This window comes from Peribacillus simplex (assembly GCF_900156045.1).
Lineage (GTDB): Bacteria > Bacillota > Bacilli > Bacillales > DSM-1321 > Peribacillus > Peribacillus simplex_D.
In genome coordinates, this window is the sequence record NZ_FTMX01000001.1 from 1191932 (window position 1) to 1215393 (window position 23462).

A 23462-nucleotide genomic window follows, 5' to 3' on the forward strand; every position below is an offset into this window, starting at 1 on the left:
CATCAGCTTTTCTTTTTTTTGCTTTATTCCCCAAACGGTTTATCCTGCATGACTGCATCCTGAAATCAAACATGGATATTGAGTTGCTTACGGAGACGTTGCATTTCCGAATTGAAATAGGCTTTGCTATAATCACATCCTACAATAGCGACGATATTGCCGTCATCATCAATAATTGGCGCAAAGCTTGTTTTCCATTCACCGTACCTGTCTTCGTATATGGGAGTCACACCAGCTTTACCATTAAACGCCTGGTAAGCGACATTAACCATTTCAGGAGGACCAATATATTCTTCCCCCGGTTCAATTACAAAGCCTTTGTCTGCAACGAGGTGAATCAGACGTCCATCCTCCGTCATGATAAATATAAAGACCCATTCTATTACACCTTCCTTTTCTTGAATCATGGTAAGCTTTTGTTTTAATTTCTGGGAATAGGAAGTTTGCCGGTTCATATTTTTTTGCAGACTGATAACCTCTTCAGCTGGAATGATAGCTGCGGTTACAACGGCAATGGAACGAAGACGTTGATTTATTTGTTCTTCTAAAATGGCCCGTTTATCCACTGGTGAAAAGCGTGCCTCCTCAATTTTATTACGTAATTTTTTATATTTCCTGCTCATCGTAGGCTGGCTGACTTCCAATACCTTCGCTGCCAGTTTTAATGATTTGTATTGTTCCATCGCCATGTTGATAAGCTGTTCCTCTACAAGGTCGACTGCTTCCTGCATAGGCATTAGAAAATCGATGACAGGTATTGAAGTGGGTTTAGGCCCTTTAAAAGGAAGGACCTCTTTAACCAATGCAACATCCACTTCCGGCATACCGCTAGTAATCACAAGCCTTTCAACTGTATTTTCAAGTTCGCGCACATTACCTGGCCATTGATAGATACATAGCAAGTCGATTGCATCAGGGGTGAAAGCCACATTTCGATTGTATAGTGTATTGTACTTTTGTAAAAAAAATTGAACAAGATGGGGGATTTCATCTACACGATTCCTAAGCGGCGGAAGATGGATAGGTACGACATGAAGGCGATAATATAAGTCTTCTCGAAATTCACCTTTTTTCACCATTTTTTCGAGCGATTTATTTGTTGCGGCAATCACTTGAATATCAACAGGGTGTGATGTCGTACTTCCAATTGGTGTGACAACGCGTTCCTGAAGGACGCGAAGCAGTTTCACCTGTACGTTAAGCGGTAACTCGCCAACCTCATCCAAGAATAGGATACCTTTATGGGCGAGTGTGAATTTCCCTTTGGCGCCGTCTTTCCGTGCGCTGGTAAAAGCCCCTTCCACGTAGCCAAAAAGTTCGCTTTCAATCAGGTTTTCCGGGATTGCACCGCAATTGACAGGTATAAATGGACCTTCGCTTCTGTTGCTCATATTATGTATGGCCCTGGCGGCCATTTCCTTTCCTACACCGGATTCCCCCAATAAAAGGACTGTTGCGCTAACATCAGAAACCATTTGCATTTTATGCAGAACATCAAGCATCGGTTTACTGCGGATCACAAATGGAAAGGATGGCTTCTTCGATTCCAACAAAGGCCCCGATTGACCCCTTGATGTATCCGGATATGAGTCTTTTATTTCTTTGTAGGCCCACACCCATGCCCCAGATTCAATCGGGTATGCCGTCAGCAGCATTTCTGGACCCTGCCATGAGGACTGCATGAAAGATCTTTTTTCATTTTTGCCCATTATCTCTTCTGCCAAGCTTGTGGAAAATAAATCTTGTTCAACATCCTTGATAGAACCACCGACATTAGCTGATTTGACTGTTTGGAATAAGGAGTTCCCTGTTCCGGTCGATTTCAGTATGGTGCCATTTTTATCTGTCACAATAAGCTGATCGTAAATAGACAAGAGTGCAGAGGTGAAGTGATCCATTTATGTCTACCTGCCTTTCATTTAACTTCCTAGTTTTTATATTACAGAAATTTCACAATTGTTCAATAGTTTCAAAAATGAATATTCTTCCTATTGAAAACCTAGTAAGCATGGTGTTTTCTGATTGGCATGTTTATTGCATTAAAGTAAAGAGAAGGGACTAGAAAGCATGATTGCAAAGGAGGGAGAAGCTATTTTGAGTAAAGAGAATCAGTTCCAACAGAATATCAATTCTGAAGATCCCTTTATTAAAAATCTATATTCAGATTTGAATGAGCGGATCAATGCGTATGAGCAGGAAGATGCCGTGAAAATCGACAAAATGAAATGGAAGGATGCGACAGGTTCTATTTTTCTCATGATATTAATCATCTTTTACCTGGTCTATACACTTGTCTAAAGTAGTTTATTTAGCTCACCCAAAACAATGACAGTCTTATTTCCAAGCGATACAATCATTATTTTATAGTTGGGAGAGAAGCGTGTGAGTAAAGAGAATGCCTCCATTTCAAAGGATGTGGCCTTTGGTTTTTTACCGGCAAGTAAAAGTGACCGGATTTTTAACCTTCGGGATTTAATTTTAGTACAGGTTGTTATTGGCCTCTCATCTTTTGGTCTGTTAACTGGTGGATACACAGGTACAATGCTTGATGTGAAGCAGTCACTTGCAGCGATTTTATTCGGTAACGCCTTCCCTATGCTGTTGATTGTTCCCATTACCCTTTATTTTGCGCGTTATGGCATAGATACTTTTGTAGGGTTTCGAAGTTCACTAGGTTATCTAGGATCCAATATCTTTTTCTTTGTTTTTCTTATTTTAACTCTCGGCTACATTTCCATTGCGCTTTTCATGTCCGGCCAAGCGTTAGCGGAGGCTGCTAATTGGATGGGGATGCCCGCCATTTTCTCAAGCCAAGCAACTGGAGCGCCGTTTTTCTCGATTTTACTCTTCATCTGTGCATTTCTAGTAACAGTGAGGGGACCGATAGCGATTCAAAAATATACCGCAGTAGCCGTTCCGGTTTTTATGGTACTCATGTTTGGCCTTCTCGCAATAGTCTTGTTTGGTCAGGGATTCACTAAAGTCGCACATATACTTCCTTCCGAGCCTTTTGAAACGACTTCTCGTTCATTCGCGACAGCCCTGGAATTAAATATCGGTCTCGGCTTCTCATGGCTTCCATACCTTGGCCAATACAGCCGTTTATCTAAAACAGAAGGAGGAGCATTTAAAGCAGGGTTCTACAGCTATGGAATCATCGTCTGTATCGCTGCTTTAGTTGGGGCCATTGCTGCATTAGTCGCTGGTTCACTTAATCCTTCTGACTGGATGTTTTCCATCGCAGGAAGTTGGGGCGGCTTCATTGGCTTGATTTTACTTTCGGTTGGGAATGTCGGTGCAGCCATTTTCCTTATGTACTCACAAGCTGTCAGCTTTAAAACTGTATTCCCGAAAAAGTCGTGGATGCTTGCGATGGGTACAACCGTACCGACTATATTCTTACTGCTAAGCTCGACGTTCTACGATGCATTTGGTTCATTCATTGCTGTCATTTCCTTTATTATGGCTGTTATTGGCGGCATTGTCGTTGCAGATTACTTTTTTGTAAAGCGACAACGCATTTCAATAAGGGATTTGTATGACACACAGGGCTCTTATACCTATTGGAAAGGCATTAACCCGTCGGCAGTTCTCACGGTGGTCATTGGAACGATCGTTTACTGGGCACTCTATAATCCATTGACTTTTGAAGCAAGTGACTTTTTCCTTCATACAGCTGCCGGAATTCCAACATACTTTGTTGCTTTAGTCACCTACTATGTTTCATCTAAATTCATTTTCCGCTTTGAAGTTGACATGGAGCGTCCATCCGTTGAATTAAAGGAAGCTAAGTAGAAAAAACGCAATTAAAAGAATCTAGGGAACGAGAGGAGATTGTTCAATGTTTACACAAAGTTTAGATTTCAAAACAACTGATTTAGAAACATTCCCATTTCCATTCACTTCAGGTAACTATCGTTATTCAAACGATTTGAAAAGGCTCTCAAACATTAACTGTATTGAAGTTACACCAGAATACAGACTCCAAGTGGAAACGAAGCGCCGTCTCCTTCAAGAACAGCCGCATATAAGGTTTCAATCTTTTTCACACACAATGGAAATGCAATGGGAAGTGTTGGAGATGCTTATCGACATGGCAACTGATCGCTATCCGGAGCATTTCGAGGTCATTAAAGATGGTGACAACTGGACTTTCAAGAACCACATTTTCGGGGAATCCGATTCATTCGTGTATGGCGATGCCAGCACGCTTCCAAATGAGCCGCTTGATTATATAGGCCGCCATTTCCATAATGATTTTGTTTTAATGGTTCATCGAGATAGTAATTTCTATTTGGAAGTGGGGCAGGTTTCATACGCCGCACTCTTCTCAGCTAACTGGAATAAAGGCATGTCCTTTGATGAGATCCATGCACCTGTTCCATTTGTATCGCGGAAAGGCGATGAACTGGCTGATCGCGTACGTAAGTTTTTATTATCCATTGAGCCAGGAAAGCCATGGACACGCATCAACTGGAACCTGATGGCGGACCGTTGGGATGTCAATTATGAAACGATGGATGTCTGGGGACCGCAGCGTTCTGAAATAACACCGGAAAATGCAGGTAAACTTGTTCGTTTGCGTGTTGAAGAACAAAAATTTTATCGCATGCCACGAAGCAACGCCATTCTATTCGTATTGAATACGCAGTTCCTGCCACTGGAGGATTTGACATTGCGCCAGGAGTGGTTTGATCTGACATATAGCGTACTGCAGGATATTCCGGAACCTATGGCTGCATACAAAGGAATTGCCCCGTTTCTTCCGCAATCGGTTGAATATTTGAGGCGTATTGATGAAAAACAAAAAAGCGAAGATAAACAATAAGAAGGAGGATAGGGCCTTGTACAATAGTCCAGTATTGTTTGATAAATCAATTACGATCGTAAATCAATTTACTCCCCGGAATGAACGAAGAAAGTTTGTCGTCATTTCTGATCAAGCCGGATATGAAAAGGCGAAAAGTTTCACTTCTGTACTTGCAGGTACAGTGCCTTTTGAATGCCATTCCATTAATGGAATGGAAGATAAAGAGGAGATTAAGAGAGTCATCTTGTCACAAAAGATGGGCACCCAATTTTATATTGCGGCTGCATGGAACAATGCAGTAATGATCTTCTCGCTCGGAGTGGAAGCTGGTCTATCTGAAGATGAGATCCAGACGGTGATTATCGGGCCTAAACGGCGGTACGTATATTGCATGAAATGTTTTGAAGTGTCGGAAGTCGCAGAAGAAGCAGAGATTGCAGAATGTGGCCATTGCAGAGCAAGTCTTGAAATAGGACCTTTTTATTCCATAGTACGGGAAGGTTATATTGGTTACCCATTCATCCCAATCGGAAAAGAAGAAGTAGGGAGCTGATCATCATGCGGGTAGTAGGAAATATTCAAATGAAAGTAAATAAGATCATTCAAGAAACTCCATTCGTAAAACAGTTCGAGTTGATACCAGTTGATGGAAACCCATTGCCTGCTTTTACAGGCGGTTCTCATATGACCACATTCATGCCGGCCGGCGATATGATATTCGAGAGAGAATACTCCATTATCAGCAACCCAAGGGACCGTAAAAAATATGCAATTTCCATTAGGCGTGATGAGGCGTCACGCGGAGGTTCCGCTTTCTGGCATGATCATGTACAGATAGATTCCAGATTGGAAGTCAGTTTCCCTAAAAACAACTTCCCTCTCAGCTTTCGAGCAAAGCATCATGCTTTTTATGCAGCCGGAATCGGCATCACCCCTTTTCTGGCAATGATGGAAGACATGGCTGCCGAAGGCCAAACCTTTGAACTCCATTATGCAGCACGAACACCGGAATTATGTGCTTTTTATGATCTGTTGAAAGCCAAATACCCTGATCAATGTACCTTTTATTTTTCACAGGCGGAAGACAAACGCAGAATGACGCCTGAGACGATGAAGGATCATCGCATTGGCACGCATGTATATTTTTGCGGACCAATCGAGATGGTTCAAGAGTATCGAAATGCCGCCAGTTCCTATGGTTATCCGGAACATGCGATCCACTTCGAATTATTTGCGACAAAAAATGATGGGCCGCAAGATCCTTTCATTGTCGACCTTACAGACAGCGATCGGTCCGTCCACGTTCATGAAGGCGAAACACTGCTTGATGCGCTTTTAAGGGAAGGAATTGATGCACCTTATTCTTGTAAAGTGGGCGGGTGCGGAAGTTGTGAGGTAGATGTGGCAGAAGGTGAAGTGGATCACCGGGATTTCTTCCTTAGCGAACAAAACCGTCAATCACGTAATTCAATCCTGACATGCTGCTCACGTGCGAAGGACGACAGACTTGTTTTAAAACTTTAACGATTCCGAACAGGCTTACTAAAAAATAATGAAAACCGGAGGCAAAAAACATGACAATTTTAGAAACGGCAGTTATAGAACTTAAAAATTACATCGACGGTAAGTGGCAGTCCACATCTTCAAATGAAGTAATCCCGGTAATCAATCCTGCAACACAGGAAGTCATTGCAAGGGCTCCGCGTGCCACCAAGGAAGATACAGAAAGGGCAATCTCAGTTGCGAAAGCAGCTTTTGAAAGTGGAAGCTGGTCAGGGCTGACGGCACAGGAGCGAGCTTCCTACCTTTATAAAATCGCTGATAAAATTGATGAACGTGCGGAAGAGTTAACGATTCTTGAAACAATGGACAACGGGAAACTTAAAGCAGAGGCAGGTTTCGATATTGCCGATGCAGCCGCGTGTTTCCGTTATTACGCTGGTTTGATCCTTCATCCAGAAGGGGAAACTTATCAAGTTCCCGCTCCCGTGCAAGCAATGGTCGTTCGTGAGCCGGTAGGTGTAGCCGGTTTGATTGTACCTTGGAATTTCCCTCTTCTAATGAGTGTCTGGAAAATCGCACCGGCCCTTGCGGCGGGTAACACCATTGTATATAAACCGGCTGAAGTGACACCTGTAACAGCAATGAAATTATTTGAAATCCTAGAGGAAGTCGGCATCCCTAAAGGTGTGGCTAATATGGTGATGGGCCGCGGCACAGTTGTCGGTCAAACCATTGCAGAAAGCAAGGACGTTGACATAGTATCATTTACGGGAAGTACGGATGTTGGCCGCACTATCATGAAAGCGGCCGCGGGCAACTTAAAGAAAATTTCCCTTGAGCTTGGCGGTAAATCACCTAACATCGTTTTTGCTGATGCAGATTTAGAGACAGCCATAGATTACGGATTATTTGGCATCTTCTTCGGTGCAGGCCAAGTATGTTCATCAGGTAGCCGCATCTTGGTTGAAGAAAGCATTTATGATGAATATGTAAAACGCTATGTGGAACGCGCAAATAAAATCAAAGTTGGACCTGGTCTTGCAGAAGACAGCAACATGGGGGCAATTGTCAGTGAAGCGCAGATGAATAGCATTTTAAATTATATTGAAATCGGCAAACAGGAAGGTGCGACACTTGCAGCAGGAGGTTACCGTCTTGTTGATGACGGCCTTGACAAAGGATACTTCATTGCACCGACTGTCTTCACCGATGTAACACCTGACATGCGCATCGTACAAGAGGAAATCTTCGGTCCAGTCGTTGTCATTCAAAAGTTTAAAGATGAAGAAGAAGCTATTAAACTTGCAAATGATACAGACTACGGTCTTGCAGGCGGCGTCTTCACTAACAATGGCGCAAAAGGATTGCGTGTGATCAAGAAAGTGCGTGCAGGGATTACATGGGTGAATGATTATCATCCAACATATGTCGAGGCGCCATGGGGCGGTTACAAACAGAGCGGGATTGGACGCAGTTTGGGAAAATACGGCTTGGATGAATATCAGGAAATTAAGCAGATCAACATTAATCTCGATGTAAAACCGGTAGACTGGTTCCCAAATTAATCATATGATTGGAGCGGGTGTTCGAGACTCCTTCGGGAAAACGCGTCCAAGGGTGACCCAGTAGGCGCAAGCCGAGGAGGCTCCCCGACCGCCCGCGGAAAGCGAGTGCCTGGGGCGGACATCAACGTTTAAATTGTTCAAGCCAAAAAACCTAATCCAAATACGGATTAGGTTTTTTGGCAGAGAAACTTTTTAAAACCCTCAAAAAATTGTTCTTAAGCTTATAAATAATGGAGGTCCAAAGGAATTAGCTTTTGCGCAGTTTTCCTCTGGTGAGTGAAAATGGATTTGAGCATAAAAAACACCATTGGTATGATAAAAGTGTCATTCTGATGCATATTTATCGCTTCAATCAGAAATGGCATATATGGATTGATTTGTTTTACCGGTGAAGCATTTATACATAGTATCATAAAGGGAACAGGTTAGGAGTGGATATTGATGACTAAGTTTTATTCTGATATGACAGTGGAGGAAGCAATATCATGTTTTCCCATAGGAAGCACTGAAGTGGAAGTTTTGGATGATTCAGAAGATTTCATTGGGTTTTTGACAATAGAGGCGTTATCTGCGGCAGTGCAGCAGAGTGATTTGACGAAGCCTATATCCCATTTCATTACTGTGAATGCACCGCTGCAAAATTTACGCAATTATTCAATACCATATGAACAATTTCAAGCATTCTTTGAGAGTGATTTATGCAGGGTAGTATTTAATGCCCTGTATGATGGCGTATATATCACGGATGGTTCTGGAACGACATTATTCATCAATCAAGCTTATCAGCGTATTACCGGAATAAGGGAAGAGGAAATTATCGGAAAACCGATGAGTTATTTAATTGAGCAGGGTATGATATCGGTTTCTGCTTCATTGGACTCAATCCTGACGAAGAATCAAGTTACCTTGACACAAAGAATTCGAAATGGAAGAAAGATTATCGTATCGGCCACACCGATTCTATCGCCACAGAATGAAGTCATATTTGTCATAAATAGTGTAAGGGATATTACCGAATTAATCCGGATGAAGTACACGATCGACAGCCAAAAGCTATCTTTCCAACCTATTTCTCAATTATTGCCTGGCTCGGAACAGGTCAATTTACAAGAAATAATCATTGGGCCTTCTACAACTCCCTTATTTAAACTGGCAGATAAAGTAGCTAAAACGGATGCGAAGATCTTGTTACAGGGGGAAACGGGAGTAGGGAAGAGTTTAATCGCCAAGTACATACATGCCAAAAGCTCCAGGAAGGAAAAAATATTCCTTGAATTAAATTGCGGAGCCATACCGGCGAACTTGGTGGAATCTGAACTTTTTGGATATGAACCAGGGGCATTTACCGGGTCCCTTAAGAATGGGAAAATGGGGATTTTCGAGAAAGTGAATGGTGGCACGTTATTTTTGGACGAAATTGGGGATTTACCTTTAGAGTTACAGGTAAAACTTTTGAAAGTGGTAGAAGAAAACAAGTTTATGAGAGTAGGTTCTACCGAAATGAAAGAGGTGGATGTCAGGCTAATTACAGCCACTCATCGAGATCTTGCCTCCCTCGTTCAAGAGGGGTCTTTCCGAGAAGATCTATATTACCGGCTTAATATCGTATCATTTGAAGTCCCGCCCTTACGCCAGCGAAAGGAAGAAACGATCCCACTTTTAGAAATGTATTTGAAAAAATTCAATGAAAAATATAATGAAAAGAAAAAGATGACACCGGAATGCTATGAATGGCTGACGAACTATTCGTGGCCTGGTAATATACGTGAGCTCGCAAGTCTTGCAGAGCGTCTGGTCGTCACGACTTATGATGATACGATTGATTTGCCTAATTTACCATCTTTCATCCAGCCGGTCATATCAAAAAAACCTACAAAACATTCATTGAAGGATGCTGTTTCCGAGCTGGAGCGATCCCTGATCCTGAATGCGATGAAAAAATATGGGACTACAAGGGCTGCGGCCATCTCTTTGGATATCAGTCAAAGCGCTTTGGTGCAAAAAATGAAAAAATTTCACATGCGATTAGAAAACGAATCGAATTAGTTTTTTTGATTTGATTTCTACTCATTATTTCTATTGTTATCGACAAAAAAAAAGGTTATCCCCCTTATAAATTAAGCGTTTTCACTTTGGCATGATTCCTGCATTAGTAAATACATGAAAGGGGAGATGACCATGAATATTTCAATTTTTTCAATGGCTAACAAATTGGTGACAGGATCAGATTCTTTACAGCAGCTGACTGATGAGGTTACGCGATTAGGGATGAAAAATCCGTTGATAGTTACAGATAAAATTTTACTGGATGCCGGGGTAGTGCAAAAGGTTGAGGATCTACTTTCATCAGCATACGGTATTTTCTCGGATGTGAATCCTGAACCGGAAATAGAAATCGTTGATCTATGTGTACAGGCTATCAGGGAGGGAAATCATGATGGACTGATAGCAGTAGGCGGGGGAAGTGCGATGGATATTGCGAAAGCCTCTTCCGTCATGGCTACAAATTCAGGTAGCATCGAGACATATTTCGGTACGAATTTGATTGAAGTTCCGGGTCTGCCTTTAATAGCCATACCGACGACGGCCGGAACCGGGTCTGAAGTGACGAATATTTCGATTTTATCGGACAAAACAGAACAAGTGAAGAAGGGAATTGTTAGTTCATATCTTTTACCGGATGTAGCGATTGTATCGCCTGTCATGACGCTGACTTGCCCGCCAAGTGTGACGGCTGCGAGCGGAGTGGATGCACTTGTCCATGCGGTAGAAGCTTATATTTCCAAATTTGCTTCGCCCGTTACAGATGCTTTGGCAATTGGGGCCATGAAGTTGATCGCAAAAAATTTACCAAAGGCTTATGCTGCACCAGATAATCTGGAAGCGCGGGAAGCAATGATCACGGGAAGCCTAATGGCAGGGTTAGCTTTTGGAAATGCCGGTGTTGGAGCTGTCCATGCATTAGCTTATCCGCTTGGAGGACGCTTCCATTTATCACATGGAGTCAGCAATTCATTATTACTGCCATTTGTCATGAAGTGGAATAAAATTGCATGTTTGGAAAGGTTCCGAGACATTGCCGAAGCACTTGGAGAGAAAGTCAATCATTTAAATGATGATGAGGCAGCGGATAAAGCTATAGAAGCGATGACCCGAATCTGCCGTTACGTTGATATACCTGAGTCACTCAGTGCATTTGACATTCCTGAATCGGCTTTAAGTGAAATGGCTGCCGAGGCCATCAAACAAGGGCGTTTACTTCGCAATAATCCCCGTGCATTAAACGTTCGGGATATCGAAAAAATTTACCGTTCAGCCTATGGCTTTTAAGTGGAGGAAACAATATGAAATGGAAAAACCGTCGCTACGGAGATGAGACATCGTATATACCTGCGGGACCTTTTAAAATTAGACTTCCATTTGTCCATTATCGTTTCGAGTGGCCTGACTATGTTCAAGGGTTATTGATGTGTGCAGTTGACCTTGGAGCGATTACACTGCTTGCAGACCATCTGGGGATGCCTTTTGATGTAGCTCTGGCCGTCGTTGTCTTGAATGGATTATTATATTTAGCACATCATTTACTCGGGGACCCAGTTATACCAGGTTGGATTACACCTGCGGTTCCATTGCTTGTATTGTTCGTCGGGCAATTTCCGGAAGGGCCTGATCGGGTCTATGCACTCGTTGCATTTCAATTAACATTAGGTATTTTATCGATAGTGCTTGGAATGACCGGACTTGCCAGTAAGGTCGTACGATTAGTGCCGAATGCAATTAAATCAGGCATCATTTTAGGGGCAGGAATTGGTGCTGTCGTATCCATTTTCGAAGTGGGTGGAAAGTTCGATTTATTTCCATATACAATAAGCATTTGTATCGGATTTGCCTTTTACTTGCTTTTTTCGAAAAATTTCGGAAAGTTAAAAATGCGAAATAAAGTTTGGGTATTCATAGGCAATTTAGGGATATTGCCAGCAATCTTGCTTGCGGTCATTGTAGCCCCGATTTTTGGTGAAGCAAAATGGCCCGATATTCAATGGGGATTCAGCAGTCCGGACTTTGCTACGCTTTGGTCGGACTATACTGTGTTCGGTTTAGGTTTCCCTGCTTTGACCTTCTTTTTAAGTGCGATTCCAGCTGTTTTTGCCACTTATTTAGTTGTATTCGGGGATGTGCTGAAAACAAAAGCGTTGCTTTCTGAATCTGATGAGGTCAGGGAAGATGAAAAAGTGGACTATAATCCAAACAGAGCCCATTTAATTTTTGGCGGCCGAAATGTGATCATGAGTTTTATCGGACCTGATATAACGATGTGCGGTCCGTTGTGGGCAGCCATGCAGGTCGTGGTTGTGGAACGGTTCAAGAATGGCAAGAAAGCCATGAATTCTTTCTTCGGCGGTGCTGGCTCGTTCCGTTGGGGTACGAATACAGGGTTATTCTTATTGCCGGTAGTCAGCTTGGTTGAACCAATTCTCGGTGTAGCCTTGGCCTTAACGCTTTTGGTTCAAGGATATGTTAGCGTACGCGTCGGTGTGATGCAGGCGAAGAGCCAACGCGACCTGGGAATTGCAGGGGTCGTTGCTGCCATCCTTGTTATAAAAGGTGCTGGAATGGCGTTTGCAGCGGGAATTTTATTATGTGTCCTTCTATATGGCAAGGACTTTTTCAAAGGTGAGAATGATAAGACTTTTACAGATCATGCAGAAGAAGAGGAGATTAAAGCAGGATGAAAAAAGTTGTGGAAAAATGGCCAATTTATATTAACGGCGAACCTATTCATACAGAACGTCATTTTGTAGTGGAAAATCCAGCAACATTGGAGCCTGTGGGTTATGTTCCGGACGCTGACGAAAAAGAGGCAAAGGCTGCTGTGGATGCCGCTCAAGCTGCTTTTCTGACTTGGTCGAAAACCAGTGCATATCATAGGGCTGAATTACTTGAGAAGTGGTACACGATCATTGAGAACAGGCTGGATGAAATCGCAACGATCATGACACTGGAACAAGGAAAGCCATTGGCCGAAGCAAAAGGTGAAATGAAATATGCTTCAAGTTTCGTGAAATGGTTTGCTGAAGAGGCAAAGCGTAACTATGGGGAAATCATTCCAGCCTCTGTTGCTTCAAAGCGTATTTTAGTGCAAAAGCAGGCAGTCGGTGTCGTTGCTGCCATTACCCCATGGAACTTTCCTGCTGCCATGATCACGAGGAAAGTGGCGCCAGCCCTTGCTGCAGGATGTACCGTGGTCATCAAACCCGCGGAACAAACGCCTTTGACCGCCTTGCTATTAGTTGAAAGTGCCCAGGAAGCAGGCATTCCGGCCGGTGTGATAAATATTGTAACAACACAAAAACCGGGAGATGTGTCAGACGTGTGGATGAATGATTCACGTGTTAAAAAGATCACATTTACTGGCTCCACCCCTGTAGGGAAACATCTAATGAAAAAGGCGGCAGAAACAGTAAAAAAAGTCTCGCTTGAACTCGGTGGATTGGCTCCGTTCATCATTGCCGAGGATGCTAATATCGAAGAAGCAGTAAATGGTTTGATTCAATCGAAATTCAGGAACGCTGGACAAACATGTATTTGTGCGAACCGAATATTCGTCCATGAGAAAATTGAACAGCCGTTTTTACAAGCTTTTGAAGAGGCCGTTTTAACTTTGAAGGTTGGAAATGGAATGGAAGGAACCGATCTTGGTCCATTGATAGATGGAGCCGCAGTTAAAAAAGTCCAGCTTCAATTAGAGGATGCTGCAAGTAAAGGGGCCATCATCCATAAAACCGCAAAAGTCGATGAAAAACAAGGATATTTTATCGCACCAGCGATACTTTCCAATGTAACGGATGATATGCTGTGCATGCAGGAAGAAACGTTTGGGCCAATTGCGCCAGTCAGTACATTCAAAACCGATCAAGAGGCGATCGATCGGGCCAATAACACGAATTTTGGCCTGGCAGCTTATGTGTATACCGAGTCATTAAATAAGGCAGTTGCCTTTTCGGATAGTCTTGAATATGGGATTGTCGGTATTAATGACAGTGCCCCATCCACTGCCCAAGCACCCTTTGGAGGGATGAAGGAAAGTGGTTTAGGCAGGGAAGGGGGACACTACGGCATGGATGAATATTTAGAAGTGAAGTATGTCTCCATGCTGCTAGGCCAGTAAATAAATAGAATAGAAAAGAATAGTTCGCCATGATTTTCAGGTATTCAAAAAAGAGCAGAAGGCACATCAAATATCGATGTGCCTTCTGCTCTTTTCCAATGATTAAAAAGCGTACGTTCCTTCAATGGCAAATCCATATATGACGATAATTTCTTCAAATAGATGCTTCAGAATAAATACTAAAGTGGGCGGTATGTTTACGGTTAATGTACGGGGCCATCGCTATCATACTAGGTGATTGCTGTATATATGACGGATCAAATGAAAAAACCCCCTAAGAAATCTAAGGGGGGCTTTAATCTTATGTTTACTTACTAATTCGATGTAAAGGAGGGAAGGTCATGTTTCCAAGGATGACATCGAAGTCAGCACCGGTAGCCTTGGGAACGTTACTTGTATTACCATGGAAAGTCTCATTTGCAAGTAATGCAAAGGCTACCGCTTCTTTCGCTTCGGAAGAGTGTCCCAAATCTTCTTGGGTCAAGACCTGAATAGAATTTCCAAGCAGTGATTGAATCATATTTAATAACGCTTTGTTATAGCTTCCACCGCCGCCAATAATCACTTCTTCAATACTGGTTTTCGGAAAGATGAAATTTCGATAGTTCTCCACAATGGATTTTGCTGTAAACATCGTTACAGTAGCTAAAATATCTTGACTTGGAAGTGATTCAAACATCTTTAATAGTTTTACTACATACTCCTTGCCAAACAATTCCCTGCCAGTTGATTTTGGCGGAGGGCTCATAATATAAGGATGACTGATGCAATAAGATAAAAGTTCTTCATTGATTTTTCCTTGTTTAGCTATGTTACCACCTTCGTCATAGCTTATATTGAACAATTGGCGGCATACTTCATCAATGATCATATTCCCAGGCCCTGTATCAAAAGCATACATGTCATCAAGAGATGCTTGCTTGGGTAAAACGGTAACATTTCCAATGCCCCCTATGTTTTGAAGCAATCTTCCCTTCCCTTCACTTCTATAAAGAATGTATTCGGTAAAAGGAACAAGAGGAGCTCCTTGTCCGCCAGCTGCCATGTCCATCGTACGAAAATTAGAGATTACAAGTGTGTTTGTATCGTGAGCAATCACTGCGGCTTCCCCAATTTGTAAAGTGGAGGGGATATAATTTTGGTCCTTTAAAGGCTGATGGTAAATGGTTTGTCCATGGGATCCAATAAGATCCAATTTATTAATGGGGAATCCAGCTTTATGACAAACTTCCTTTACCGCATTGGCAAATAATTTTCCTAATTTAAAATTCAAACTGCATATTAATTGAACATTGGATGTGTCTGCAGATAAAGACTGCATAATTTCTTTTTCAATATCTTTTGGAAAAGGGCATGTCATGAACTCAATCATTTCCATTTCAGTCTCGAGTCCACTATTATTCACCCGAACAAGTGCGGCATCAATTCCATCCAGTGATGTTCCGGACATTAATCCAACTATGTACATCGTCATTCCACCTACTTCGATTCTTTTATAAACCCAATTTAGCATCATATGAAACAGTATAAGATACCAAGGTAAGACCATTTCTAACATATTGTTTAATATATACTTTACGTCCATTGTTCACTGACATGCTTCTTGAACCGTTAAGCTATTTCTTGAAGTTTATTTTACTTTTATATTAATCTGTTTAGTTTGTTTACTTTCATTGTGGGTTCGGTCCAAGGCAGTCACAACATATGTGTAAGTCTTTCCTTTTTCTACACTGCCGTCAATAAACAATTGACGTTTATTTTCTTTATGCACAGTGGCAAGTAAGTTCGTTGAGTCTTCTATGTTTCTTTTTTTCTTCCCATCAAAACGATAAATGGCATAATAGGATGCATCTGATTGCTTGTGATCGTTAATTTCAAATTGTATTCCATCTCCTGCTTGTGTTGCCTTGCCCACCTTTGGAGCCTTTGGGGCATGATCATCAATCCAAGGCATGGCAGGAACCAATGCGGGGTGCTTATAAATATCCTCGCTTAAACGATCCGCTATCCCAAGGGGGTTTTTCCGTAAATCTTTGGCACTGAAATGCATGCTTCCATCAAATTCCTTATATGTTCGGTTCAGTTTTAACTGGTTTGGCATTTCTTCAGGATTGAACCAGTTTTGGACACCATTGGACTCTGTATTAATTTTATAGTCTCCTTGTCCAATATAGAGTTGAACATTTTTACCTTCGACTTCTTTTGTCCACCAATCAAGAAGTTTGGCATAGTCAGCTACTGGCAATCCTATATTCCAATATAATTGAGGGGCAATATAATCAATGTATCCATTATTGATCCACGTCCTGGTATCCGCATATAAATCATCGTAATTCGTTTGTCCAGCGGCAGTGTCAGATCCTGTGGGATCAACTGCTTTGTTGCGCCAAACTCCAAATGGACTTATACCAAACTTCACATATGATTTTTCTGCCTTGATTTCTTCATTTATATTCTTAACAAGGTTATTTACATTATCCCTTCGCCAATCTTCCACATTTGTAAATCTATCCGCTCCATATTTTTGATAGGAAATTTCATCTGGGAAAGGTACTCCTGCAATCTTGTAAGGATAGAAATAATCGTCCATATGGACTGCATCAATATCATAATTCTTAACAACTTCCATTATTCCATCGATCACAAACCGCTGTACGCCAGGAATGCCTGGGTCAAAGTACAACTGCTGTCCATAAGGTATGACCCAATCAGGGTGCTTTCTAGCAGGATGAGATTCTGGAAGATTATCAATATCCGATAATTCGGCTTTCTTACCTAAAGGCATAGTAATGCGATAAGGATTAAACCACGCGTGAAATTCCATATTACGATCATGTGCAGCTTCTACCATGAATGCAAGAGGGTCATACCCAGGATCTTTTCCTTGGATTCCTGTTAAATATTTTGACCAAAGACCGTATTCAGAAGGGTAGAAAGCATCTGCAGTTGGTTTAATTTGCATAACGACAGCATTCATCCCCATCGATTTTTGTTCATCCAAATATTTTATGAATTCTTCTTTCTGTGCTGATATGGATAAACCTGGTTTGGACGGCCAGTCAATATTTAACACAGTTGCAATCCAAGTTGCGCGCAGTTCCTGTTTTACATAAGTAGTTTGCTGAGGAATCGTCCCTGTTTCTGCATTTGCAATCAAATCGGATGGAAGGAGAAGTGACCCTCCCACCAAAGCGGCCAGCGCCAATGAACCAAATCTTGTCTTTGTAATTCTTTCATTCATCAATAGTACAACCTCATTTCAATATAATATTTATATTTAATTATTTGTAAGCGTTAACAAATAATGAATATATGAATTTGTCACATATGAATAGTGAGATAAGATTTAAACAATAAAAAGAATCGGAGGTTTGGTTCATAAGATGGCTAGTCAGTGTACATTCCAATTTTAGTAGAAAGATAACAATCAATTAGCTATCTATCGTTTATTTTAAAATTAATTTTTAAAAATGTATACACAATATTGAAATTAATTTTTAATAGTGATATATTCTCTATAGCTAAAAAAGTTTCACCACTTTCACCACTGATATAAAAAAGGATGATATGTATGCTAGAGCATTTAACGACAGAGCGCCGTAATGAAAAGACCATGAGTTTGGATGAAATGGGAACACTCGAATTTTTAGAGGTAATGAACGAAGAAGACATTAAAGTTGCCCATTGTGTAAAAAAAGAACTTCCGCAAATTTCTAAAGCCGTGGAGATGATCGTCGAAGCCATGAAAAAAAATGGCAGATTAATTTACATGGGTGCAGGAACAAGCGGGCGCATTGGTTTATTGGATGCAGTAGAATGTCCCCCGACATTCAATACCGATCCTAGTGAAGTAGTGGGTCTTATAGCTGGTGGGGAAAAGGCTTTCATTAAGGCAGTGGAAGGTGCTGAAGACAGTTTTGAATTAGGTCCTGAAGATTTGAAGAAAATCGAATTAACAAACAGGGACGTCGTAGTGGGCATTGCAGCCAGTGGACGCACTCCATATGTTATTGCTGGATTGGAATATGCCAATCAAGTTGGTGCAGGAACTGTGTCGATAAGTTGTAACAAAGGTTCTGAGATAGGTAAGATTGCAAAAGTTGCGATTGAAGTTGTAAACGGGCCTGAAGTCCTGACGGGTTCTACACGTTTAAAAGCTGGAACATCGCAAAAGTTAGTATGCAACATGCTTTCCACCGCCTCAATGGTTGGAGTTGGAAAAGTTTATGGTAATTTAATGGTAGATTTACAGTTAACTAATGAAAAGCTAGTTGAACGTGCAAAACGTATTATCATGGATGCTACTGACTGTAGCTATGAAATTGCAGATGAATTCCTAGAAAAGGCACATGCCCAGCCTAAGATTGCAATTGTCATGATTTTAACGAATGTATCATATGAAGAAGCCTCAAATCGTTTAGTGAAGGCACAAGGATTCATAAGAAAAACGATTTAACGCTTTTTATAAAAAAAATAAAAAAATTGGAGGAAAAAAGAATGAAGGTATTATTCGTATGTTCAGGTGGAATGTCTAGTGCAATCGTTGTAAGCGCTTTAAAAAAGGAAGGGGAAAAACAGGGTGTAACCATAGAAGTATTGGCAGTCGGCACTCAAGAATTTGATGCGGAAGTACGAAATGGCTGGGATGTTGCAATGGTAGCTCCGCAAGTCAAACATCGTTTCGATGGCTTTAAGGCATCGGCAGATGAAGCGGGCGTCCCATGTGAAGCAATTCCAGCCCAAGCTTACAGCCCTCTTGGCGGACCTAAACTACTAAAACTGGTAACGGAACTAGCAGCAAAATAATAAAATAATTACTATTTCTTTTCACTAAACGTAAAAGGGGAAAACACGAATGGACAAGTTTGTAGCTTTTTTAGAAAATAATCTTTCAACACCTATGGCTAAATTGTCTGAGCAAAAACATTTACGCGCAATTCGGGATGGTGTGGTTTCCGCGTTACCCTTCATCATCTTTGGCAGTTTATTCTTGATCATTGCATTCCCGCCCGTTGCAGCAGATACGGCATTAGGTGAATGGTCTGCAAAGCATATAGCTGAAATATTAATACCATATCGATTAACGATGTTTATCATGACGCTATATATTACTTTTGGTATAGGCTACAGTTTATCTCAAAGCTATAAACTTGATCCGTTATCTGGAGGTTTACTATCTTTAGCAGCCTTCTTGTTCACAATTGGTGTAAAGACAATGGATGATGTGGGATTTGTTTTGCCAATGACGAATCTCGGCGGACATGGTCTTTTTGTAGGAATGATTGTATCCATTTTTGCTGTCGAAATTTTACGTCTTTGTAAGACAAAAAATATCACAATCAAAATGCCGGATTCTGTTCCAACTTCAGTGGCCCGTTCATTTGAAGCATTAATACCAGTTTCAATTGTACTGCTTGTCATGACTTTAATTACAGTCGTTTTTGCCGTTGATTTACATTCACTTGTCGATAAAGCGGTTGCACCACTCATCAGTGCAGGCGATACATTGCCAGGTGTATTAATTCCAGTATTTTTGATTACATTCTTTTGGTCATTTGGTATTCATGGCGTATCTGTCGTAGGTGCCGTAGCTCGTCCGGTATGGGAAGTATACTTGGGGAATAACTCTGCTGCGGTTGCAGCTGGAAAGGCAATTCCCCACATCGCTCCTGAAACATTCTTCCAATGGTTTATTTGGATTGGTGGGTCTGGTGCAACATTGGGTTTAGTAATAGCCATGCTCTTAACGGCAAAGTCCACCTATAGTAAAGCAATGGGGAAAGCAACAATTGTGCCAAGCATTTTTAACATCAATGAACCTGTTATCTTTGGGATGCCAATTGTACTAAACCCGGTACTGATTATTCCATTTATCATTACACCGCTAATTGGTGCAACACTTGCATATATAGCAACGTCCATCGGACTGGTGAACCCGACATATGTAATGGTTCCCTGGACATTGCCCGCTCCAATAGGTGCCTACCTTTCAACAGGCGGTGATTGGAGAGCCATTGTTCTAGTGATGGTGAATTTAACTATTTCCGTTGTTATTTATCTGCCATTCTTTAAGATGTACGATAAAAAGCTTTTAGCACAGGAAAACATGGTGGAAACAACGGATAATAAAAATATCGCTTTATAAGGAATACCTAAAAGGGAGTTTGGGACTAAATGCTCCAAACTCCTTTTATGAATTGAGAAGGGGGGAAAGGATATGAATTCAACATCCAGAATTCACTTTTTTAGTTACAAAAGTGCCTTTCTATTTTTTAGCTTCATTCTTGTTTTTAATTTTATCTTTAACAGATTAATGGATGCCTTTGAGATAAATGAACAATTATCACTATACTTGGGAAATACCTTTGCCATAAGCGCAGGATTGACGATGGTTGTTTGTTTTGTTGAAGGTAAGTTTAAAAACAAGAAACAAGCATCACTATTATTCTTGTCTTTATTAGCGGTAAGCGCACTGGTTTGTTATGCAATCATCTATAAATAAATGAAAAATTCAGATTAGCTTACTATGAGGTGTTAGGGGAATGGAAATGAAAAACGGTTTGAAGATTGCCACAATTGGTGGTGGCTCCAGTTATACACCAGAATTAATAGAAGGTTTTATTAAACGATATGATGAGCTGCCAATTAGAGAACTGTGGTTAGTGGATATTGAGGCAGGAAAAGAAAAACTGGAGATTGTAGGAACATTAGCAAAACGTATGGTTGAAAAAGCAGGACTTCCAATGGAAATACATCTAACGTTAGACCGCCGTCAAGCCTTGCAAAATGCTGATTTTGTCACAACGCAAATGAGAGTGGGTTTACTTGATGCACGAATCAAGGACGAGCGGATCCCATTGGAATTAGGCTTAATTGGTCAAGAAACAAATGGTGCAGGAGGATTGTCCAAAGCATTACGAACTATCCCCGTTCTTCTGGAAATTGCAGAAGAAATGCAGGAGCTCTGCCCTGATGCATGGTTAATTAATTTCACGAACCCAGCTGGGATGGTAACGGAAGCCCTTCTCCGCTATAGCATGCATAAAAAAGTGATTGGGGTATGCAATGTTCCTTTTAATATGCATATGTCTATCTCTAACATGCTTGGTGTTGATATGAAGAGAGCGCACATAGATTTCGCCGGGTTAAACCATATGGTATTCGGGATGCATGTGTTCGTTGATGATCAAGAAGTCACGGATAAAGTGCTTGAAATGCTTGGCAATCCTGAAATTCAACTGACGATGAAGAATATTGCCCCATTGGCTTGGAACAGGAGATTTTTGAAATCTTTAGGAGTGGTGCCTTGCCCGTACCATCGTTATTATTACAAAACAAAAACGATATTAGAAGAAGAGTTGGAAGCATTCAAATCCGGGGAAACTCGAGCAGAAGTCGTGAAAAAATTAGAAGAAGGTTTATTTGAACTATACAAGGATGAAAACCTTGACATAAAGCCTCCACAATTAGAGCAACGCGGTGGAGCTTACTATAGCGATGCAGCGTGTAACGTCATTTCTTCCATTTATAATGATAAAAAAGACATTCAAGTGCTAAATGTACAAAACAAAGGATCGCTTACTGATATTGATTATGATTCAGCAGTCGAAGTAAGCTGTATCGTCACCAAAAATGGACCAATTCCTTTGTCTATGGGTAAATTACCCATACAAGTGCATGGCTTAATCCAACAAATCAAATCATTTGAAAGAATAGGTGCTGAGGCAGCCATTACAGGTTCTTATGATAAAGCGTTATTGGCTTTAACGATTAACCCGCTTATTCCAAGTGATGACCTGGCGGAAATCGTTTTACAAAAACTTTTAAAAGCGCATGAAGCATACTTACCACGATTCTTCAGTGAAAATGCTGTCCCGAACATCAAGTGAATGGTGTTTTAAACAGTAAATATGGATTACAGTAATCCAATGAACCTTCAAAATCCAACATAAAATAGGAGTGTAATGATATGTCAACTGAAATGAACAATAATGAAATGGAAATTTTTGAAATAATATCACATAGTGGAAATGCAAGAGGTTTAGCATTCGACGCACTGAAAGAAGCGGAAGAATTCAATTTTGAAAAGGCAGAGGATCTAATTAAACAGGGTCAGGAGGAATTGAATTTGGCCCATAAAACACAAACCAAACTGATTCAAGCAGAATTGAATGGAGTTCCAAGTGAGAAAACATTATTAATGATTCATGCTCAGGATCACTTGATGACGGCAATGAGTGAACAAAAGCTAATTGAACATATGATTCGCATTGTAAAAAAACTAGCTCCACAACAGTAAAGAGGTGATTAAATAATGGGTAAACTCGGTATATCTATCTATCCAGAGCATTCAACCGTTGAAAAAGACATGGAATACATTGCACTTGCACATAAATATGGATTCAAAAAGATCTTTACTTGCTTGTTATCTGTCGAAGGTGACAAAGAGAAGATTTTAAAGGAATTTAAAGAATCGATTCATTATGCCAATCAATTGAATATGGAAGTGATGGTCGATATTGCTCCCCGAGTATTCGGTTCGTTAGGCATTTCTTATAATGACTTATCGTTTTTTGCAGAATTAGGTGCGTATGGAATCAGGCTGGACGTAGGCTTTACAGGTAACGAAGAGTCGATCATGACACATAATCCATATGGTCTCAAAATTGAGATAAATATGAGCAATGCAACAAAATATTTAGAAAATATTATCGATTACAAACCAAATAAAGAGAATTTAGTCGGATCGCATAATTTCTATCCCCATCGCTATGCAGGATTGAGCTATCCTCATTTTATAAAATGCTGTGAGTCATTCAAAAAGCATAATATCCGCACGGCAGCTTTCATAAGCTCACATGCAGCAACATACGGACCTTGGCCTATAATGGAAGGATTATGTACATTGGAAATGCACCGGGAATTGCCCATTACGACACAAGCGAAACACTTGTATGCGACAGGGTTGATTGATGATGTAATTATTGCAAATGCCTACGCATCTGAAGATGAATTGAAGCAGCTTAGCCTGTTAAACAGCGGTCTGTTAACATTTAATGTTAACCTTCATGAAACCATTACAGCTTTAGAGAAAAAAATAGTATTGGAAGAATTCCATTTTTACCGTGGAGATGTTTCCGATTATCTAATTCGCTCGACTCAATCACGCGTGAAATATAAGGGCGAAGAATTTAAACCAACATATACGCCTGATATTAGACGCGGTGATATTTTAATTGAAAATGAGCTCTATGGACAATATAAAGGGGAATTGCAGATTGCATTGAAGGAAATGAAGAATTCGGGGAAAACAAATGTAGTTGGCCGAATAGCGGAAGAGGAAATTTTTCTCCTCGATTATTTGGAACCATGGGGGAAATTCCAATTCAATGTTAATTGATGATCTTCAGGGAAG

General features: G+C 40.9%; 20 protein-coding genes. 17 read left to right on the plus strand and 3 right to left on the minus strand.

The features are described 5' to 3' along the window. Positions 1–65: 65 nt before the first annotated feature. On the minus strand, positions 66–1898 hold the full coding sequence (locus tag BW986_RS05730; RefSeq protein WP_076365884.1) for a sigma 54-interacting transcriptional regulator: 1833 nt from the start codon (positions 1896–1898) through the stop codon (positions 66–68). Positions 1899–2094: 196 nt separating this feature from the next. Here BW986_RS05730 and BW986_RS05735 point away from each other — a divergent pair, with 196 nt between their 5' ends. From BW986_RS05735 to BW986_RS05780, 10 genes are all read left to right on the plus strand, one after another. Next, a complete protein-coding gene (locus BW986_RS05735) occupies positions 2095–2298 on the plus strand; it encodes a hypothetical protein (RefSeq protein ID WP_142244534.1) in 204 nt (67 codons plus the stop codon). Between the two features lie 84 nt (positions 2299–2382). After that, entirely contained in the window at positions 2383–3795 is a 1413-nt protein-coding gene (locus BW986_RS05740) for a purine-cytosine permease family protein (protein WP_076365888.1), read from the plus strand. Between the two features lie 46 nt (positions 3796–3841). Beyond that, entirely contained in the window at positions 3842–4828 is a 987-nt protein-coding gene (locus BW986_RS05745; protein WP_076365890.1) for a heme-dependent oxidative N-demethylase family protein, read from the plus strand. Positions 4829–4844: 16 nt separating this feature from the next. After that, the gene (locus BW986_RS05750; protein WP_142244535.1) at positions 4845–5363 is read left to right on the plus strand and encodes a hypothetical protein; all 519 of its coding nucleotides are present in this window, start codon (positions 4845–4847) and stop codon (positions 5361–5363) included. 5 nt (positions 5364–5368) lie between these two features. Then, positions 5369–6334 (plus strand): PDR/VanB family oxidoreductase, encoded by a 966-nt coding sequence (locus tag BW986_RS05755; RefSeq protein WP_076365894.1) that lies wholly within the window; start codon positions 5369–5371, stop codon positions 6332–6334. A gap of 50 nt (positions 6335–6384) precedes the next feature. Further along, positions 6385–7878, plus strand: coding sequence for an aldehyde dehydrogenase family protein (locus BW986_RS05760; RefSeq protein WP_076365896.1), 1494 nt, complete (start codon positions 6385–6387; stop codon positions 7876–7878). Positions 7879–8319: 441 nt separating this feature from the next. Beyond that, complete coding sequence (locus BW986_RS05765) at positions 8320–9924, plus strand: sigma-54 interaction domain-containing protein (protein WP_081395500.1); 1605 nt, start codon at positions 8320–8322, stop codon at positions 9922–9924. 132 nt (positions 9925–10056) lie between these two features. Beyond that, entirely contained in the window at positions 10057–11208 is a 1152-nt protein-coding gene (locus BW986_RS05770; protein ID WP_076365898.1) for an iron-containing alcohol dehydrogenase, read from the plus strand. A gap of 14 nt (positions 11209–11222) precedes the next feature. Next, positions 11223–12611, plus strand: a complete 1389-nt coding sequence (locus BW986_RS05775; protein WP_076365900.1) for a solute carrier family 23 protein — start codon at positions 11223–11225, stop codon at positions 12609–12611. Continuing rightward, a complete protein-coding gene (locus BW986_RS05780; RefSeq protein WP_076365902.1) occupies positions 12608–14047 on the plus strand; it encodes an NAD-dependent succinate-semialdehyde dehydrogenase in 1440 nt (479 codons plus the stop codon). Before BW986_RS05775 ends, BW986_RS05780 begins: the two co-directional genes overlap by 4 nt. A gap of 307 nt (positions 14048–14354) precedes the next feature. On the opposite strand, the gene anmK is transcribed toward BW986_RS05780, so the two are convergent. Then, entirely contained in the window at positions 14355–15515 is a 1161-nt protein-coding gene (gene anmK / locus BW986_RS05785; RefSeq protein WP_076365904.1) for an anhydro-N-acetylmuramic acid kinase AnmK, read from the minus strand. A 162-nt stretch (positions 15516–15677) separates the two neighbouring features. Next, complete coding sequence (locus BW986_RS05790) at positions 15678–17288, minus strand: glycoside hydrolase family 10-like protein (RefSeq protein WP_081395522.1); 1611 nt, start codon at positions 17286–17288, stop codon at positions 15678–15680. 330 nt (positions 17289–17618) lie between these two features. Between BW986_RS05790 and murQ the strand changes: the two genes are divergently transcribed. The 7 genes from murQ to BW986_RS05825 all read left to right on the plus strand — a co-directional run bounded on the left by murQ (position 17619) and on the right by BW986_RS05825 (position 23447). Beyond that, a complete protein-coding gene (murQ, locus tag BW986_RS05795; protein WP_076365906.1) occupies positions 17619–18503 on the plus strand; it encodes an N-acetylmuramic acid 6-phosphate etherase in 885 nt (294 codons plus the stop codon). A 41-nt stretch (positions 18504–18544) separates the two neighbouring features. Next, positions 18545–18853: a PTS sugar transporter subunit IIB gene (locus BW986_RS05800; RefSeq protein WP_076365908.1), complete on the plus strand. Its 309-nt coding sequence runs from the start codon at positions 18545–18547 to the stop codon at positions 18851–18853. Between the two features lie 49 nt (positions 18854–18902). Then, positions 18903–20192, plus strand: coding sequence for a PTS sugar transporter subunit IIC (locus tag BW986_RS05805; RefSeq protein WP_076365910.1), 1290 nt, complete (start codon positions 18903–18905; stop codon positions 20190–20192). Positions 20193–20264: 72 nt separating this feature from the next. Continuing rightward, complete coding sequence (locus BW986_RS05810; protein ID WP_076365912.1) at positions 20265–20549, plus strand: hypothetical protein; 285 nt, start codon at positions 20265–20267, stop codon at positions 20547–20549. A 40-nt stretch (positions 20550–20589) separates the two neighbouring features. Continuing rightward, positions 20590–21936 carry a 6-phospho-beta-glucosidase gene (locus tag BW986_RS05815; protein WP_081395501.1) on the plus strand — a complete coding sequence of 449 codons (1347 nt, stop codon included), beginning with the start codon at positions 20590–20592 and terminating at the stop codon, positions 21934–21936. 80 nt (positions 21937–22016) lie between these two features. Then, complete coding sequence (locus BW986_RS05820) at positions 22017–22346, plus strand: PTS lactose/cellobiose transporter subunit IIA (protein ID WP_076365914.1); 330 nt, start codon at positions 22017–22019, stop codon at positions 22344–22346. Positions 22347–22361: 15 nt separating this feature from the next. Then, positions 22362–23447 carry a DUF871 domain-containing protein gene (locus tag BW986_RS05825; protein WP_076365916.1) on the plus strand — a complete coding sequence of 362 codons (1086 nt, stop codon included), beginning with the start codon at positions 22362–22364 and terminating at the stop codon, positions 23445–23447. The last annotated feature ends 15 nt before the right edge of the window (positions 23448–23462 follow it).